Origin of the sequence: Streptomyces piniterrae (assembly GCF_005048155.1) — a bacterium.
Lineage (GTDB): Bacteria > Actinomycetota > Actinomycetes > Streptomycetales > Streptomycetaceae > Streptomyces > Streptomyces piniterrae.
Genome location: NZ_SUMB01000004.1, coordinates 621,915 through 638,059, shown reverse-complemented (window position 1 = coordinate 638,059; position 16,145 = coordinate 621,915). Strand labels below are relative to the sequence as shown.

Annotated in this window: 14 protein-coding genes; 10 read left to right on the top strand and 4 right to left on the bottom strand. The window is 71.6% G+C overall.

The window, feature by feature from the left end; all coding sequences use genetic code 11:
- The first annotated feature begins 28 nt into the window (after positions 1–28).
- A complete protein-coding gene (locus tag FCH28_RS15385) occupies positions 29–1,576 on the top strand; it encodes an NCS1 family nucleobase:cation symporter-1 (protein WP_136740423.1) in 1,548 nt (515 codons plus the stop codon).
- Between the two features lie 120 nt (positions 1,577–1,696).
- On the opposite strand, the gene lplAB is transcribed toward FCH28_RS15385, so the two are convergent.
- The 3 genes from lplAB to FCH28_RS15370 all read right to left on the bottom strand — a co-directional run bounded on the left by lplAB (position 1,697) and on the right by FCH28_RS15370 (position 4,732).
- On the bottom strand, positions 1,697–2,758 hold the full coding sequence (gene lplAB / locus FCH28_RS15380) for a lipoate-protein ligase LplAB (protein WP_136740422.1): 1,062 nt from the start codon (positions 2,756–2,758) through the stop codon (positions 1,697–1,699).
- Positions 2,759–2,922: 164 nt separating this feature from the next.
- Positions 2,923–3,717, bottom strand: a complete 795-nt coding sequence (locus FCH28_RS15375; protein ID WP_246102868.1) for an SIR2 family NAD-dependent protein deacylase — start codon at positions 3,715–3,717, stop codon at positions 2,923–2,925.
- Between the two features lie 37 nt (positions 3,718–3,754).
- Complete coding sequence (locus FCH28_RS15370; RefSeq protein WP_136740421.1) at positions 3,755–4,732, bottom strand: hypothetical protein; 978 nt, start codon at positions 4,730–4,732, stop codon at positions 3,755–3,757.
- Positions 4,733–4,784: 52 nt separating this feature from the next.
- Between FCH28_RS15370 and FCH28_RS15365 the strand changes: the two genes are divergently transcribed.
- From FCH28_RS15365 to FCH28_RS15350, 4 genes are all read left to right on the top strand, one after another.
- Positions 4,785–6,614 carry a gamma-glutamyltransferase family protein gene (locus tag FCH28_RS15365; protein ID WP_136740420.1) on the top strand — a complete coding sequence of 610 codons (1,830 nt, stop codon included), beginning with the start codon at positions 4,785–4,787 and terminating at the stop codon, positions 6,612–6,614.
- A gap of 176 nt (positions 6,615–6,790) precedes the next feature.
- Positions 6,791–7,768 (top strand): inositol monophosphatase family protein, encoded by a 978-nt coding sequence (locus FCH28_RS15360; RefSeq protein WP_136740419.1) that lies wholly within the window; start codon positions 6,791–6,793, stop codon positions 7,766–7,768.
- 40 nt (positions 7,769–7,808) lie between these two features.
- Positions 7,809–9,230 carry a phytoene desaturase family protein gene (locus FCH28_RS15355; RefSeq protein ID WP_136740418.1) on the top strand — a complete coding sequence of 474 codons (1,422 nt, stop codon included), beginning with the start codon at positions 7,809–7,811 and terminating at the stop codon, positions 9,228–9,230.
- Between the two features lie 557 nt (positions 9,231–9,787).
- Positions 9,788–10,339, top strand: a complete 552-nt coding sequence (locus FCH28_RS15350; protein WP_136740417.1) for an O-acetyl-ADP-ribose deacetylase — start codon at positions 9,788–9,790, stop codon at positions 10,337–10,339.
- A gap of 93 nt (positions 10,340–10,432) precedes the next feature.
- On the opposite strand, the gene dhaM is transcribed toward FCH28_RS15350, so the two are convergent.
- Complete coding sequence (gene dhaM, locus FCH28_RS15345) at positions 10,433–10,825, bottom strand: dihydroxyacetone kinase phosphoryl donor subunit DhaM (protein ID WP_136740416.1); 393 nt, start codon at positions 10,823–10,825, stop codon at positions 10,433–10,435.
- Between the two features lie 58 nt (positions 10,826–10,883).
- On the opposite strand from dhaM, the gene FCH28_RS15340 reads away from it, so the two are divergent.
- The 5 genes from FCH28_RS15340 to FCH28_RS15320 all read left to right on the top strand — a co-directional run bounded on the left by FCH28_RS15340 (position 10,884) and on the right by FCH28_RS15320 (position 16,089).
- Positions 10,884–11,660 carry an IclR family transcriptional regulator gene (locus FCH28_RS15340; protein WP_136740415.1) on the top strand — a complete coding sequence of 259 codons (777 nt, stop codon included), beginning with the start codon at positions 10,884–10,886 and terminating at the stop codon, positions 11,658–11,660.
- Positions 11,661–12,106: 446 nt separating this feature from the next.
- On the top strand, positions 12,107–12,706 hold the full coding sequence (gene dhaL / locus FCH28_RS15335; RefSeq protein WP_246102917.1) for a dihydroxyacetone kinase subunit DhaL: 600 nt from the start codon (positions 12,107–12,109) through the stop codon (positions 12,704–12,706).
- 190 nt (positions 12,707–12,896) lie between these two features.
- The gene (gene hppD / locus FCH28_RS15330; protein ID WP_136740413.1) at positions 12,897–14,006 is read left to right on the top strand and encodes a 4-hydroxyphenylpyruvate dioxygenase; all 1,110 of its coding nucleotides are present in this window, start codon (positions 12,897–12,899) and stop codon (positions 14,004–14,006) included.
- Positions 14,003–15,166 (top strand): alpha-hydroxy acid oxidase, encoded by a 1,164-nt coding sequence (locus tag FCH28_RS15325; protein WP_136740412.1) that lies wholly within the window; start codon positions 14,003–14,005, stop codon positions 15,164–15,166. Before hppD ends, FCH28_RS15325 begins: the two co-directional genes overlap by 4 nt.
- Positions 15,163–16,089, top strand: a complete 927-nt coding sequence (locus tag FCH28_RS15320) for a phytanoyl-CoA dioxygenase family protein (protein ID WP_136740411.1) — start codon at positions 15,163–15,165, stop codon at positions 16,087–16,089. Before FCH28_RS15325 ends, FCH28_RS15320 begins: the two co-directional genes overlap by 4 nt.
- The last annotated feature ends 56 nt before the right edge of the window (positions 16,090–16,145 follow it).

The window sequence follows — 16,145 nt, the reverse complement described above, 5'->3', positions numbered from 1 at the left end:
CACCGGCCCCTCATCGAACGGACTGCCCATGACCGACACCGTGCCATCCCCCTCCTCGTCTCCGCTGCCGGCCGGAGGCGTCGGCATCGAGCTGACCGCCGACGCCTATCCGTCCGGCAGCCGCTACGCCAACGAGGACCTGCGCCCCGTCCCGCTCGCCGAACGCCGCTGGACCACCTACAACTTCGTCGCCCTGTGGATCGGCATGGCCCACTGCATCCCGTCCTGGACGCTGGCCTCCGGGCTGGTCGCGCTCGGCATGGACTGGAAGCAGGCAGTTCTGACGATCGCCCTCGCCAATGTGATCGTGCTGCTGCCGATGCTGCTCACGGGCCATGCCGGACCGAAGTACGGCATACCCTTCCCGGTGCTGGCCCGCGCTTCGTTCGGCATCCGCGGCGCGAACCTGCCCGCCATGGTGCGGGCCGCGGTGGCCTGCTGCTGGTTCGGCATCCAGACGTGGATCGGCGGCCAGGGCATCTTCGTACTGCTGGGGAAGATCTTCGGGGGCTGGGCCGACGCGGGGAAGATCGGCGGCTACCCGTGGACGCTCTGGCTGTGCTTCGTCATCTTCTGGGTGCTCGAACTCGCCATCATCTACCGGGGGATGGACACCCTGCGCCGCTTCGAGAACTGGGCGGCGCCGTTCGTGCTCGTGGGCGCCGTCGTGCTGCTGATCTGGATCGCGAACAAGGCGGGCGGCTTCGGTCCGTTGCTGCACGAGCCGTCGAAAGTGGGCTGGGGCGCGGACTTCTGGAAAGTGTTCTTCCCTGGCCTCATGGGCATGATCGGCTTCTGGTCGACGCTGTCGCTGAACATTCCCGACTTCACGCGCTTCGGGAAGGGCCAACGGGCCCAGGTCTGGGGGCAGACCCTCGGACTGCCCACCACCATGACCGCCTTCGCCCTGATGTCGGTGCTGGTGACGGCCGGTTCGGAGAAGGTGTACGGGGCCGCGATCTGGGACCCGGTCGAGCTGGCCGGCAAGACGGACAATGTGTTCGGGCTGCTCTTCGCGCTCGTCACCGTCTTCGTGGCGACGATCTCCGTGAACATCGCGGCCAATGTCGTCTCCCCCGCCTACGACCTCGCGAATCTCGCGCCGAAGGTCATCAACTTCCGTACCGGCGCGGTCATCACGGGCATCGTCGGCGTACTGGTCATGCCGTGGAAGCTGACGTCCACGCCCGAGCTGTACATCTTCACCTGGCTCGGCGTCGTCGGCGGGCTGCTCGGCACGGTGGCCGGGATCCTGATCGCCGACTACTGGATCATCCGGCGGACCGTGCTGCACCTCGCAGACCTCTACGTGGCGGGTGGACGCTACTGGTACGGCGGTGGATGGAACTGGCGCGCCGTCGTCGCGTTCCTGGCCGGGGGCGTACTGGCCGTCGGCGGTTCCTACTCGACGCTCGACGCGAAGGGGAACAGGGCCGGACCGTTCCCGGCCGACGGACTGATCCCGCCCCTCAAGCCGCTCGCGGACTACGGCTGGGCCGTGGGACTCGCAGCGTCGTTCCTGGTCTATGTGGCACTGATGGCGGGAGAGCGACAGAGGGGAGCCGTCGGCACGTGACTGCGGTTCTGAGGCCGTGGTTCTGAGGCTGTGGCGCTGAGACCGTGGTTCTGATTCCCACGAACGGGACTGCGTGGGCTCCCCAGGCGCCGGAGGGACGCGGGAGGTGCCGGACAGCCGTCACGGCACCCTCGCCAACCACTCCGGTGAACTGAACTTGCCCGCCGCCAGCTCCCGCGCCCGCGTCAGCTCGCTGTCCGAGACGGCGCCCGCCGACCCGCCGTAGCGGGACCGGAACGACGCGATCATTCGGTCGATGACCTCGGCGCGGGCCAGCCCGGTCTGCCGGCGCAGCGGATCCACCCGCTTCTTCGCGCTGGTGGTGCCCTTGTCCGACAGCTTCTCCCGGCCGATCCGCAGCACCTCGACCATCTTGTCCGCGTCGATGTCGTAGGACATCGTCACGTGATGCAGCACGGCTCCCGAAGCCAGCCGTTTCTGCGCGGCGCCCGCGATCTTCCCGGCGTCGGTGGCGATGTCGTTCAGCGGCTTGTACCAGGCCTTGATGCCCATGTCGCCGAGCGCTCCCAGCACCCAGTCGTCGAGATACGCGTAGCTCTCGGCGAAGGAGAGTCCCTGTACGAGCGTGTCCGGCACACACAGCGAGTAGGTGATGGTGTTCCCCGGCTCCACGAACATCGCGCCGCCGCCGCTGATCCGCCGTACGACCGTCACACCATGGCGATCGGCGCCCTGCCGGTCCACCTCGTTGCGCAGTGACTGGAAGCTGCCGATGATGACCGCGGGGCGGTCCCACTCCCACACCCGCAGCGTCGGCGGCCGCCGGCCCGCCGCGACCTCGTCCGTCAGGACCTCGTCCAACGCCATGTGCAGCGCGGGCGGTTGGGGCCCGTCATGGATGATCTGCCAGTCGAAGTCCGTCCACTCCGCGGCGTCCGCGACGGCCCGCCGGACCGCGATGCCCACCGCCTCGCTGTTGAACCCGAACAGCACCGCGCCGGCCGGCAGCGCCGCGTCGATCCTGGCCGCGAGCCCGCGCGCGTCCAGCTCGGCGGGGGCGCCCTCCAGCGCTCCGTTGATCGCGTCCAGCGCCTCGTCCGGCTCCAGGAAGAAGTCCCCGGCGACCCGGACCCCGCGCAGCGCCCCGCCCACCACATCGAGATCGACGACGACGAGCTTGCCGCCCGGCACCTTGTACTCACCGTGGTGCTTGCCCTGCACGACGTGCTCCTTGTCCCCGTCTCCCGCTCCCGACGGCCCGCGCGGCCGTCAGAGTGATCAACGGTATCGCGGGCGCCGGCATTCCCGGCAAAGGGGACCGGTTGGTGATTGGTGGCTGGGGGGACTGGGCGCGCTCAGCCGCCTCGTCGGTCGACTTGCCCGAGTCAGCCGCCTTCGCCGATTTCCGCCAGCAACGCGGGCAGCGCGCTGCCGATCGGCTCGCGGATCACCTCGTGGGCGAGCTCGTCGTACGGCGTCGGCTCGGCGTTCATGATGATCAGCCGGGCACCGTGCTCGGCGGCCACCCCGGCCAGCGAGGCGGCCGGATGCACCTGAAGCGTGGTACCCACCGCGATGAAGATCTCCGCCGCCTTCGCCACGCCCAGCGCCGTACCCAGCACCTGCGGATCCAGCCGCTCCCCGAACATCACGGTCGCCGACTTCAGGATCCCGCCGCACACCAGGCACGCGGGGTCGGGATCGCCCGCGGCCACCCGCTCCAGAGCCTCCGCCATCGAGGAACGGGCGTGGCAGCGGGTGCAGGTGACGGCCCGCGCGGTGCCGTGCAGCTCCAGGACCTTGCGTTCGGGCATCCCGGCGAGCTGGTGCAGCCCGTCCACGTTCTGGGTGATCACCCGCACCGGCGTCCCGGACCGCTCCAGCCTGGCGACCGCCTCATGCGCCACGTTCGGCCGGGCCCGGAACGCCGGGCTCTCCTGGCGCATCCGCCACGAGCGGCGCCGGATCTCCGGATCGGCCATGTACGTGTCGTAGGTGACCAGCTTCTCGGCCTCCGGGTCGCGCCGCCACAGCCCGTTCGGGCCGCGGTAGTCGGGGATCCCGGAGTCGGTCGAGATCCCGGCGCCACTCAGGATGGCGACGAGGGGGCGGTGGGGCGTCTCGCCGGGGGCCGGTTGGTCGGGAGTCGGCTGGTCGGAGGGCGGGTTGCTGCCGGTCATGGGGCGAGCGTACGCAGCCGACGCGACTGGCGTCCTGTCAGTTTCTGGTGTCGGGATGCCAGCCGGGGGCGTGCTCCTCGGCGAGGGCCTCCCAGGCGGGGACGCCGCCGGGGAGGGGCCAGGAGCGGGTGATATCCGGGTGGACGGCCAGGTCGTGCAGCTGATTGCCCAGTTGACGGCTCGCCGCGCCGGCGAGGATCGTCGCCAGCGCATCGCCCTCCCCATAGGCGCGCTCCAGAGGTGCGAGGCGGTGCTTGTAGTCGAGGATGAGCGGCTGCGCGATCCACTTCAGCCACCGCTCCGACGACTCACGGGCGAGGGCGAGGACGCTGGGGCGGCCGCCCTCGGCGAGTGCCGCCGCGAGCCGGTCGTGCCCGTCCACCAGCACCAGCGAGTGGAGGCCGCCGACCCACCAGACCAGGATGGGCGGCAGTACGCCCTCGCGGTGCTGGCGGCGGTACGCCTTCACCCGCGGTGCGTCGGGCGCGGACAGTGGGCGCAGCGGAAGGAGGTCGCGGCGGTCCTCTTCGGGGTCGCCGTAGCCGAACCAGGTGATGTGGCCGACGGCCGGGTCGTGGTGCGGCAGCCGTTCCCAGCTCTCGGCCGAGTTCCACCCGGACCGCATCCCACGTGTCAGCTGCCAATTGCCGTCGTGCAGCGGCCCGTTGGCGCTGTCCCGTAGTGCGTCCGCGAAGTGGTTCGCCCACCGGGCAGACCAGGCGTCGTCGTCCGGGCACGCCTCCCGGTGTTTACGGGCGAGGTCGGCGCGCAGCGGCGGCAGCGGCGAGGCGTACTGCCCGGTGCGCACGTAGTGCACCCCGCGATGGGTGACCCGCTGGCGCCCCAGGATCACGACCTGATCCCCCTGCTCACCGTTCTGCAGCAACACCAGCCGCCCTCCGTCGGCGACCTCCCAGCGCAGTGCCGGACGAGCCGGACCATCGACGGTCAGGGCCAGTCCGTCCCAGGGAACCCCTTGAGCGGCTCGGGGGAGGTTGGTGCGCTGCATAGCCATGGGGGAGAGACTAACCAGGCGTTGATCGTCACCCATGGACGAGGAGCCGCCCGTGTTCACCACCCGCCCCACCCTCCAAGGCACCTTCGGCATGGCCGCCACCACCCACTGGCTGGCGTCCCAGTCCGCGATGGCCGTTCTGGAGGACGGCGGCAACGCCTTCGACGCGGCCGTCGCCGCCGGGTTCGTGCTGCACGTCGTGGAGCCGCATCTGAACGGTCCGGCGGGCGAGGTGCCGGTGATTCTGGCGCCCGCGGGCGGGCCGGTGCGGGTGCTGTGCGGGCAGGGCCCGGCGCCGGCCGGTGCGAGCGTGGCGCACTACACCGCACTCGGCCTCGACCTGGTGCCCGGCACGGGGCCGCTGGCCGCCGCCGTACCCGGTGCCTTCGACGCCTGGATGCTGCTGCTCCGCGACCACGGCACCAAGTCCCTCGCCGAGGTGCTGCGGTACGCCATCGGCTATGCGGAGCAGGGCCATCCGGCCGTCGAGCGGGTCGGGGAGACCGTGGAGACGGTGCGTCGGCTCTTCGAGACGGAGTGGGTGACCTCGGCCGAGATCTACCTTCCGGGCGGTGCGGCCCCCGCGCCCGGCGGGCTGCTCAGGAACCGGCCGCTGGCGGCCACCTGGCGTCGGCTGATCGCGGAGGCGGAGGCCGCGTCGGCCGGCCGGGAGGCGCAGATCGAGGCAGCCCGCCGGGTCTGGCGCGAGGGCTTCATCGGTGAGGCGCTGGCCGCCTTCGCCGCCCGCCCTGCCATGGACACCTCGGGCGAGCGGCACGCGGGCACCCTCACCGGCGACGACCTGGCCGCGTACACCGCGACCTACGAGGCGCCGGTCACCCACGACTGGAACGGCTGGACCGTCGCCAAGGCCGGCGGCTGGTCGCAGGGCCCGGTATTCCTCCAGCAACTCGCCCTGCTGCCAAAGGAGTTGCCGGCTTACGGCGGTCCCGAATACGTCCATCTGCTGATCGAGGGCAGCAAGCTGGCGATGGCCGACCGCGAGGCCTGGTACGGCGACGCCGCCGAGGTGCCGCTCGGCACGCTGCTCGGCGGGGACTACAACGCCACGCGCCGGACCCTGATCGGCGAGCGCGCCTCGTACGAGCTGCGGCCCGGCAGCCCGGACGGCCGTACGCCGCGGCTCGGCAAGCACGCGGCGGCGGCCGTGGCGGCGGGCGAGGGCGGATTCGACCCGCTGGGCATCTCCGGGAGCGGGGCGGGTGAGCCGACGACCGCCCGCCGGGTGGTCTCGGACGTCGGCCGGAACGGCGCCACCCGGGGCGACACCTGCCATATCGACGTCGTCGACCGCTGGGGCAACCTCGTCTCCGCGACCCCCTCCGGCGGCTGGCTCCAGTCCAACCCCGTCATCCCGGCGCTCGGCTTCCCCCTCGGCACCCGCCTTCAGATGGCCTGGCTGGAGGAGGGGCTGCCGAACTCCCTCACCCCGGGGCGGCGGCCCCGCACCACCCTCACACCGTCCCTCGCGCTGCGGGACGGGGTCCCCGTGATGGCCTTCGGGACGCCCGGCGGCGACCAGCAGGACCAGTGGCAGGTGCACTTCTTCCTGGCCGTGGCGCTGCGGGCGGCGGTCCGTGGGGGCCTCGACCTCCAAGGGGCCATCGACGCCCCGAACTGGCACCAGGAATCGTTCCCGGGGTCCTTCTTCCCGCGGACGATGCGTCCCGGGAGCGTCACCGTGGAATCCAGGATCGGCCCGGAGACCGTCGACGACCTGCGGCGACGTGGGCATCTCGTCACGGTCGGCGACGCCTGGTCGGAGGGGCGGCTGTGCGCGGTGGCGCGCGATCCGGAGACGGGGGTGCTCTCCGGGGCGGCGAATCCGTGGGGGATGCAGGGGTACGCGGTCGGGCGCTGAGGGGGCGGCATCCCGGAGGTATCCCGGCGCCGTCACGGTGGCGTCATGGCGGCGTCATGGCGGCGTCATCGTGGGGTCACGTTGGGTGTCCGGATCGCCGCGCCGTGCGCCCCGTGGCACCCGGAATTCACCTGGAGTCCAGTCGGTGTGTCAGTGGGTCATGGTTCGATGGATGCATGATCGATGCATTTCGTACCCAAGATTCGGGAGATACCACGAATATCGCCGACGGCACCGCCGTGACCCTGACCACCGCTCCCAGCGGGCCCGCGCCGGGCTCCGCCACGCCGGACGCCGCCCCACAGGGCCCCTCCGCGCCGGACAGCTCCCTGCTGGATCTCTCCGTGCTGGACCTGGCCGCCGTCGAAGCCGCCGTCCGCAAGGCTGCCGCCGACGAGATCATGCCGCGCTTCCAGCAGCTCGCTGCCGAGGACATAGTCCAGAAGAACGGCCCGCACGACCTCGTCACGGTCGCCGACCGGCTCGCCGAGGAGCACCTCACCGCCGCGCTGACGGCCCTGCTGCCCGGCTCCAAGGTGGTCGGCGAGGAAGCGGTGCACGCCGACCCGAAGGTGCTGGACGCGCTGCACGGCGATGCCCCCGTCTGGATAGTCGACCCGGTCGACGGCACCCGCCAGTTCGTGCACGGCGACCCCGGATTCGCCACCCTCGTAGCGCTCGCCCACCACGGCGAGGTGCTGGCCTCCTGGACGTACGCACCGGCCCTCGACCTGATGGCCGTCGCCCGCCGCGGCGCCGGCGCCGAGCTGAACGGCGTACCGCTGCACACGGGCAGCCCCGCCGCCGACGCGGTCCTCGACGTCGCCATCTCCCACTTCGACTTCACCAGCGACGACGAGAAGCGGGTGCTGGCCGCCCTGGACACCAACGGCGTCGCCCCGCGCCCCTGCGGCTCGGCGGGCCTGGAATATCTGCACATAGCCCGCGGCGAGATCGACGCCATCGCGTTCAGCTGGGAAAACGCCTGGGACCACGCCGCCGGGCTGCTCCTGGTGCACGAGGCGGGCGGCGCGAGCGGCACGCTCGCCGGGCAGCCGTTCCGCATCGGAGGCGGCAACGCACTGCCGTTCACCGCAGCGCGGGACGCGGAAACGGCGCGGCGTATCCTCGGACTGCTGGCAGCCGCCAACTGATCCTCAACGACGAGGGTCGGACGTGAGGGGAGTGGCGCAGGTGCCGAGGATGCTCGATGCCGTGGTGGTCGGGGCGGGGCCCAACGGTCTGACGGCCGCCGTCGAACTGGCCCGCCGCGGTATGTCCGTCGAGGTCTTCGAGGCCCGGGACACCATCGGCGGCGGAGCCCGCACCGAGGAACTGACCCTCCCCGGCTTCCGCCATGACCCCTGCTCGGCGGTGCACCCCCTCGGCGCGGGCTCGCCCGCGTTCCAGGCCATGCCCCTGGCGCGGTACGGCCTGGAGTGGCTGCACCCCGAGCTCCCGATGGCGCACCCGTTCCCGGACGGCACGGCCGCGGTGCTCGCCCACTCCGTCGGCCAGACCGCGATGTCGTTCGGCGCGCACGACGCCGGCACCTACCGCCGGCTCGTCGCGCCGTTCATCGGCAAGTGGGACGCCCTGGCCCGTGACTTCCTGCGCACCCAGTGGCTCGGCCTGCCCGGCGACCCCCTGACCTACGCCCGCTTCGGCCTGGTCGCGATGCAGCCGGTCACCCTCCTCAACAGCCGCTTCCAGGACGAGAAGGCCCGCGCGCTGATGGCCGGCCTCGCGGCGCACGCCATCGCTCCGCTCGGCGGCTTCGGCACCACCGGCCTCGCCCTGATGTTCGCGCTCGCCGCGCACGCCAACGGCTGGCCGGTACCGCGCGGCGGCTCCCAGGCGATCTCCGACGCGCTCGCCGGGCTGCTGCGCGCCCACGGTGGCGCGGTCCACACCGACTTCGAGGTCAAGCGGCTGGACGATCTGCCGCCGGCACGCGCCTATGTCTTCGACACCTCACCGACCGCGCTCGCCCGGATCGCCGGCCTGGGCAACGCCTACCGGGACGTGAAGTACGGCCCCGGCACCTTCAAGATCGATTACGCGCTGTCGGGCCCGGTCCCGTGGACGGCCGAGGAGGCCCGCCGGGCCGGCACCGTCCATATCGGGCCCACCAGCGGCGAGATCGCCGCCGCGCTGGACGCCGCCACACACGGACAGGACCCGTCCGTACCCTTCCTGATCACCGCTCAGCCCAGCCTGATCGACGACAGCCGCGCCCCCGAGGGCAAGCATGTCTTCTGGGCGTACGGCCATGTCCCCAACGGCTGGGAGGGCGACGCGACCGACCTCGTCGAGCGGCAGATCGAGCGCTTCGCCCCCGGCTTCCGGGACCTCGTCCTGGCCCGCGCGGTCGCCGGACCGCCCCAACTCGCCGCCCGCAACGCCAATTACGTCGGCGGCGACACCGCCACCGGCTCCGCGGCCGGCCTGCGACTGCTCATCCGCCCCAAGCTCACCCGCGTCCCGTACGAAACCGCCCACCCCGCGGTCTTCCTCTGCTCCCAAGCCACCCCGCCCGGCCCCGGCGTGCACGGCATGTCGGGCCACTACGCCGCCAAGGCGGTCTGGCGGCGGCTGCGTTTCGCCCGCCGGTAGGGCCTGGCCGCCGATGGGTCGGGGCGGAAAGGCCCTGGGCAACTGGCTGCCTGGCGCCGACCCTTAGGGGGCGGTCGAACGGATCCCCTAAGGGTCGCGAGGCCCCCTTGCAGGCCACAACGCAGAGCGTGCGGGGTGGTATTCCCGTCCGGGCGCGCGGGGCGCGGGGGTATTCGGGTCCTGGAGCGGGGGGCGGGGGTATTCGGGCCCTTGCGCGGGGGGGGGGCGGGATGTGGCTGGTATTCCCGCTCACACCCCGGCGCGCGGGCTGCGGGTTGCATTCCCGCTCCGCCGGGGAGCCCGGACTGCATTCCTGCTTCCGCGCGGGGGCGCGGACCGTATTCCTGCTTCGGCGCCAGGGCGCGGCTGCATTCCGGCTCTCGCATGGGTGCGCCTCGCCGCATTCCGCCGCCGGCATGCGTGCGCGTGGCCGCATTCCAGCCCTGGTGGGGCGCTGCCGGGTCCCTGGCCGTACGGGCGAACCGCTCACCCTTGTGTTCGCGACCCGCCGCCGGCCAACTGGCTGACCTGCCCAACCCTGCCTAGGCTCGGGCACCATGAGCGCTTCCCGGTCCGACTCCGCGACCACCCTCACCCTCGTCCAGGGCGATATCACCGAGCAGGCCGTGGACGCGGTGGTCAATGCCGCCAACTCCTCCCTCCTGGGCGGCGGGGGAGTGGACGGCGCGATCCATCGGCGCGGTGGTCCGGAGATCCTCGACGAGTGCCGCGATCTGCGCGCCTCGAAGTACGGCCGTGGTCTGCCCACCGGTGCCGCCGTCGCGACCACCGCCGGCCGGCTGCCCGCGCGCTGGGTGGTGCACACCGTCGGGCCCGTATGGTCCGCGGACGAGGACCGTACGCATCTGCTGGTCTCCTGCTACGAGCAGTCGCTGCGGGTGGCCGCCGAGCTGGGTGCCCGTACCGTCGCCTTCCCGGCCATCTCCACCGGCGTCTACCGCTGGCCGATCGCGGACGGCGCCCGCACCGCCGTCGACACCGTCCGTGCGCAGATCGAGGCGACGCCCGACGCGTTCGACGAGATCCGTTTCGTGGTCTTCGACGACCATGCCCGCCGGGCGTACGAGGCGGCGCTCGCCGAAGACTGAGGGGAGGGGCGGGGAAGAGGGACGGGGAGGGGGGAGAGGGAAGGTGCACAAGCCCTCGTGGCCGGTCCGGCCGCTCGTGTGCCTCAAGTGGCGTCAGAATTTGCCGATATGGCGGGCCTCCTCGGCCTCTTTGACGACGGCGGACAGTTCGGCGCCGCACGCGGCCGCCAACGCGCCCGCGACGGCGCCCTCCACGAACGGGGCATCGGCGAGGACGGCCTGGGAGTCCGGATGGTCCTCCAGGACGAGGCGTGCGGTGAGGACGGAGCTGCCCAGGTCCGGCAGGACCAGCACGCCGGCGCCGGAATCGGCGGTGCGCAGCGCGTCGAGGATGCGGGCGTAACTCGTCCCCAGGCCGCCGTCGTCGGTGCCGCCGGCGGTGGCGATCACGACGCGGCCCGAGGTCAACTGCTCGACCAGGGACTGCACGCCGTGGGCGATCTCCGCACTGTGCGACACAAGTACGATGCCAACCAACGGTGTCATGAACGAGGACTCTACGAGTCGGAACGCCGTTCATCAATACCGAACAGGGAGTTGTTTCATGGTCCAGGCCGTGCACAGGGCGATCCACGTTCTCCGGGAGCTCGCCACGGCGGCGCCGCGGCTGGGCGTCACCGAACTCGCGGACCGCATCGGGGTCGCCAAGCCGACCGTGCACGCCCTGCTGCGCACCCTTGAGGCGGAGGGCATGGTCGTCCAGGACCGGGAGACCGGCCGCTACCAGCTGGGTCCGGGCCTGGTGGTGCTGGGCAACGCCTATCTGGACTCGCACGAGCTGCGCACCCGCGCGGTGACCTGGGCCGATCTGCTCGCCAACCAGACCGGCGCCGCAGTGTGGGTGGGGGTCCTCACGGACCGCCGCATCCTCGTCGTCCACCATGCCTTCCGCCCCGGCGGATCGGTGCAGGTGCTGGAGACGGGAGCCAGTCTGCCCTGGAACACCTGCGCCCTGGGGAAGGCCATCGCGGCCTTCCTCCCCACCGAACGCCGTAAGGAACTGCTGGCGGGCGAGCTGCTCCGGGTCACCGGCGCCAGCATCGACGATCCGGAGCGGCTCGCGACCCAGCTGGAGAACGTCCGCGAGATCGGATACGCCCTGGACGACCAGGAGTTGACCCTGGGCGACGGCGGTATCGCGGCGCCCGTCTTCGACCGCACCGGCGATGTGGTGGGCGGTATCGGACTGGTAGGCCCTGTCGAGCGGCTGCTCGTCGACAGTGCACGTCAGGAGTGTGCGATCGCGGTCCGCGAGGTCGCCCGCAGTCTGTCGAGGGACCTCGGCGCGCCGCGTAACGCGGGTCTGCGGGCCAGTGGCTGACGTCTCCCGCAGGGCCTCGCGGCGTCATTGAGGGTTCATCAACTCGCCATGTGGTGATGTGGCTTTCGCCAAGATCTGCCGACTGTGGGTCCACTGTGCGGCAAGCTCTTGACGGGGCCGGGGTCGGTGGGTTTTGCTTCCCGTGGTCATTCGGTAATGCCGAACAGCTTTCGGAACGCGCCAGTGGTTCGACTCACCGCTCAAGGCTGCGATCACGGGGGAGCGAAGGAGCGCCTGCCATGCGGAAGACTGCGAAGAAGCCCGTCAAGTTACCCGGGTCCCCGGCTTCGTGTCCGGCGCCGCCCGAGGCGATTCCGGCGCGCACCCCCGGCGCGCGTCAACACCGTCGACAGCCCTGGTTGCACAGCCCAGTTGGAGTTCCAACCGAAGGAGTACCGGTGGATGTTTCGCTCACCCGCGACTGGGTGCAGAACATCGCCTCGGCCATGAGCCGGAACCAGGACCACCTCACCGCGCTGGATTCCGCCATCGGGGACGGCGACCACGGGGCCAACATGGCCCGTGGCTTCGGTGCGGCGCGCACCCGCCTCGACGCCGCGTCACCGGCCGCCACCTCGGTCGACGAAATCCTTGTGACGACGGGAAAGACCCTGGTGTCCGTCGTCGGCGGCGCCTCGGGGCCGCTGTTCGGCAGCGCGTTCCGGGCCCTCGGCGAGGCCCTCGGCGAGGACTCGGGACCCGGCGCCGAGATCGACGCCCGGCGGTTCGCGGCGGCCCTCGCCGCGGCGCTGGACAAGCTTCAGCAACTGGGCGCGGCGGTGCCCGGCGACAAGACCATGGTCGACGCGTACGCCCCGGCCGTCAGTGCCTTCCGCGATGCGGCGCAGTCCGGCGCCGACTTCTGTACCGCCGCACGCGCCGCCGCCGACGCGGCCGAAGCCGGTATGCGGGCCACCGTCCCGATGCAGGCCAGAAAGGGCCGGGCGTCGTACCTGGGGCTGCGCAGCATCGGCCACCAGGACCCGGGCGCGACCTCGACCGCCTATGTCTTCCGCGCCCTCGCCGAGGTGGCGGCAGCGGTGTAACCACCGCGGTCGCCCCACCGGATGCACCCGTAAGCCGTCTCCACCCCCCTCCACCCCTTTACCCCTCTTCCCCCTCGAACAGGGACGTCGCTCTCCGGTGAGCCCTCAGCTTCCCGACGTTCCCTGATTTCTACGAGCTACCGCCTTCCTGACGTTTTCTCAGGCTTTCTGAACGAGTGATGGGATCAACGTGACTGTCCATTCCGTCGACCATGTCGAGTTCTACGTAGGCGATGTCAACCAGGCCGCCCACTACTACTGCGGTACCTACGGATTCCGGGTCGTGGCCGAGGCCGGACCGCTCAGCGGGCTGGCCGGCGCCCGCTCGCTGGTGCTGGCGCACGGCGGCGTCCGCCTGGTGCTGACCTCCGCCCTGCACGCCGACCACGCCGCCTCGCGGTTCGTCCGCAGACACGGCGACGGGGTACGCGACGTGGCGCTCCGCACCGACGACGCGGCCGGCGACTTCGAACGGGCGCTGGCCGCCGGTGCCGAAGCCGTCTCCGGCCCTGAGACCTTCGAGGACGCCACCGGCCGGGTCACCCGGGCCACCATCGCCGCGACCAACGACCTGGTCCACACCCTCATCCAGCGTGACGACCCGTCAGGTCCCTTCCTGCCGGGCCGGTACCGGGCCCTGCCCGAGGACGTCGAGCCGGGCCCCGACCTGCTGCGCTCCGTCGACCACCTGGCCCTGTGCCTGCGCGCCGGCTCGCTGGAGACCATGGTCGACTTCTACCAGCGGGCGCTGGGGCTGAAGCACACCTACGACGAGTACATAGTCGTCGGCGGCCAGGCGATGGCCTCGAAGGTCGTCCAGGACGAGACCAGGGGCGTCACCTTCACCATGGTGGAGCCGGACCCCACCGCCGCCCGCGGCCAGCTCAACGACTTCCTCGACGGTTTCGACGGCCCCGGCGTGCAGCATGTGGCTTACGGCACCGACGACATCGTCCGAGCGGCCCGCGAACTGCGCGAGTCCGGCGTGGAGTTGCTGTCGACCCCGGCCGGCTACTACGACGCGCTGGCCGAGCGCGGCATCGAGGTGGACATCGACACCACGGTGCTCCAGGAGCTGGGGCTGCTGGCCGACCGGGACGAGTGGGGCCACCTGGTGCAGGTGTTCACCCGCTCCCCGTACGCCCGCCGCACGGTCTTCTTCGAGCTGATCCAGCGGCTCGACGCCCGCACCTTCGGCAGCGGCAACATCAAGGCGCTCTACGAGGCGGTGGAGCGCGAGCGCGCGGAGGCCCCGGACGCCGCCGTACCGGTCGGCGCGGCGGCGAAGGCCGGCGCATGACCGGGCGCGCCGGCCACGCCGACCGCGGGGAGCGGGAGGTGCCCCCGTCCCCGCGGGAGTACGCGGCGGTGGCGCGGGCCAAGCTGGACCGGGCCGTGTGGGACTACATCGCGGGCGGCAGCGGCGACGAGGTGACCCTGCGCGAGGACCGGGCGGCATACGACCGCTACCGGCTGCGTCCCCGTGTCCTCGTCGACGTGTCGCACTGCGAGCTGAGCACCACACTGCTCGGCAGGCCGGTGGCGTTGCCCGTCGGCATCGCCCCCATGGCCTACCACCGGCTGGTCCACGCGGACGGTGAGACGGCCACCGTCCGCGCGGCCGGTGCGGTCGGCGCGCTCACCATCACCAGCACCTTCGCCAGCAAGACGCTGGAGGAGACCGCCAGGGCCGCGACCGGCCCGCTGTGGCTCCAGGTCTATGTGTTCCACGACCGCAAGGTCACCGAGTCCCTGGTACGCCGGGCCGAAGCCGCCGGCTACCGGGCCCTGGTGATCACCGTCGACACTCCCCGCATGGCGCGGCGGGAGCGCGATCTGCGCAATGGCTTCGGGCTGCCGCCGCATGTCCGTCCTGCCAACTTCGACGACGGCCACCGGGCCGGACTGCATCGCGCCCGAGCCGGCGGCTCCACGCTCGCCGACCACGCCGAACGGCACCACGACGCCGCGTTCACCTGGGAGGACCTGGCCTGGTTGCGCTCGCTGACCAGCCTGCCGCTGGTGCTCAAGGGCGTCCTCACCGCACAGGACGCCCGGCGGGCGGCCGAGCTCGGTGTGGCGGGACTGGTCGTCTCCACCCACGGCGGCCGCCAACTCGACGGCGCCATACCGGCGTTGGACGCACTGCCGGAAGTCGTCGAGGCGGTGCCGGACGAGTGCGAGGTCCTCGTCGACGGCGGCATCCGGCGCGGCACCGACGTCCTCAAGGCACTGGCGCTGGGGGCCCGCGCGGTACTGGTCGGCCGCCCCGTCCTGTGGGGCCTGGCCGCCGACGGCGCCGACGGCGTCGAACGGGTCCTGGACACGCTCCGGGCGGAGCTGGCCGAGGCCATGGCGCTGACCGGCCGGCCCCGCCTCGACACCATCGCCCGCGACCTGCTCCACCGCTCCGCCCCCTTCCCGTACCACCCCGCTTCGAACGACAAGGAAATGGCATGACCGACACGACGTCGAATGACACCCGTTTCGCGCTGACCGCCGCCGAGCAGGAGCTGCTGCCGTCCGACGAAGAGGTGCAGTTCTACCAGGAGCACGGCTGGTATCTGTCGAAGAAGCTGCTGACCGACGAGGAGGTCGATCTCCTCAACTCCGCGGCCGACCGCTTCTACGGCGGCCACCGGGACCGCACCCTGCCGCAGCGGCCGCCGCGCCTGGCGTACTGGGAGCCCGAGCAGGGTGATGTGCACCGGCACAACGACTACATCTTCTACGAGGACGACACCATCCGCAGCATCCTGGCCAAGCCGCTGATCGCGGCGGTCGCGGCGCGTATCGCGGAGACCAGCCAGATACGGCTGTGGAACAGCACCCTGATCCACAAGCCGCCGCGTGCGGACGACGCCCGCAACATCGTGCCGTGGCACTTCGACCGCCACTACTGGCAGACCTGCTCCTCCGACGAGATGCTCACCGCCTTCATCCCCTTCCACGACTGTGACGAGGAGATGGGGACGATCACGATGGTCGACGGCAGCCACCGCTGGAAGGAGACCGGCAGCGACGACTCCACCAGCCGTCACTTCGCCGACCGCGACCGGTCGGAGCTGGACGAGATGCTCGAGGAGAACGCCGCGTTCAACAACGCCGAGGTGCGCAAGGTCCCCGTGAACATCCCCAAGGGACACATCAGCTTCCACCACTGCCGCACCTACCACGGCAGCGGATACAACGTCAGCGACCGCCCCCGCCGGGCGATCTCCCTGCACCTCCAGGACCGCACCAACCAGTGGCGGCCCTTCGAGCTGTCCTCCGGCGACCTCGTCGTCTACAACAACGACGTACTCGTCGGCAAGGACGAGCACGGCAACCCCGACTACACCGACGCGGACTTCTGCCCGGTCCTGTGGGAGGACCGCCGGTGAGTGACGGTTCCCCCACCACTGTGCTGCGCGCCGACGAACTGCACGGCTCGCTCGCC

What these genes read in the sequence shown, in the direction of transcription:
- dhaL (WP_246102917.1), top strand. Translation starts at nt 12,107, where the DNA reads ATGAGCCGGAACCAGGACCACCTCACCGCGCTGGATTCCGCCATCGGG.
- dhaM (WP_136740416.1), bottom strand. Translation starts at nt 10,825, where the DNA reads ATGACACCGTTGGTTGGCATCGTACTTGTGTCGCACAGTGCGGAGATC.
- FCH28_RS15350 (WP_136740417.1), top strand. Translation starts at nt 9,788, where the DNA reads ATGAGCGCTTCCCGGTCCGACTCCGCGACCACCCTCACCCTCGTCCAG.
- FCH28_RS15360 (WP_136740419.1), top strand. Translation starts at nt 6,791, where the DNA reads ATGATCGATGCATTTCGTACCCAAGATTCGGGAGATACCACGAATATC.
- FCH28_RS15325 (WP_136740412.1), top strand. Translation starts at nt 14,003, where the DNA reads ATGACCGGGCGCGCCGGCCACGCCGACCGCGGGGAGCGGGAGGTGCCC.
- FCH28_RS15375 (WP_246102868.1), bottom strand. Translation starts at nt 3,717, where the DNA reads ATGACCGGCAGCAACCCGCCCTCCGACCAGCCGACTCCCGACCAACCG.
- FCH28_RS15320 (WP_136740411.1), top strand. Translation starts at nt 15,163, where the DNA reads ATGACCGACACGACGTCGAATGACACCCGTTTCGCGCTGACCGCCGCC.
- FCH28_RS15385 (WP_136740423.1), top strand. Translation starts at nt 29, where the DNA reads ATGACCGACACCGTGCCATCCCCCTCCTCGTCTCCGCTGCCGGCCGGA.
- FCH28_RS15370 (WP_136740421.1), bottom strand. Translation starts at nt 4,732, where the DNA reads ATGGCTATGCAGCGCACCAACCTCCCCCGAGCCGCTCAAGGGGTTCCC.
- FCH28_RS15340 (WP_136740415.1), top strand. Translation starts at nt 10,884, where the DNA reads ATGGTCCAGGCCGTGCACAGGGCGATCCACGTTCTCCGGGAGCTCGCC.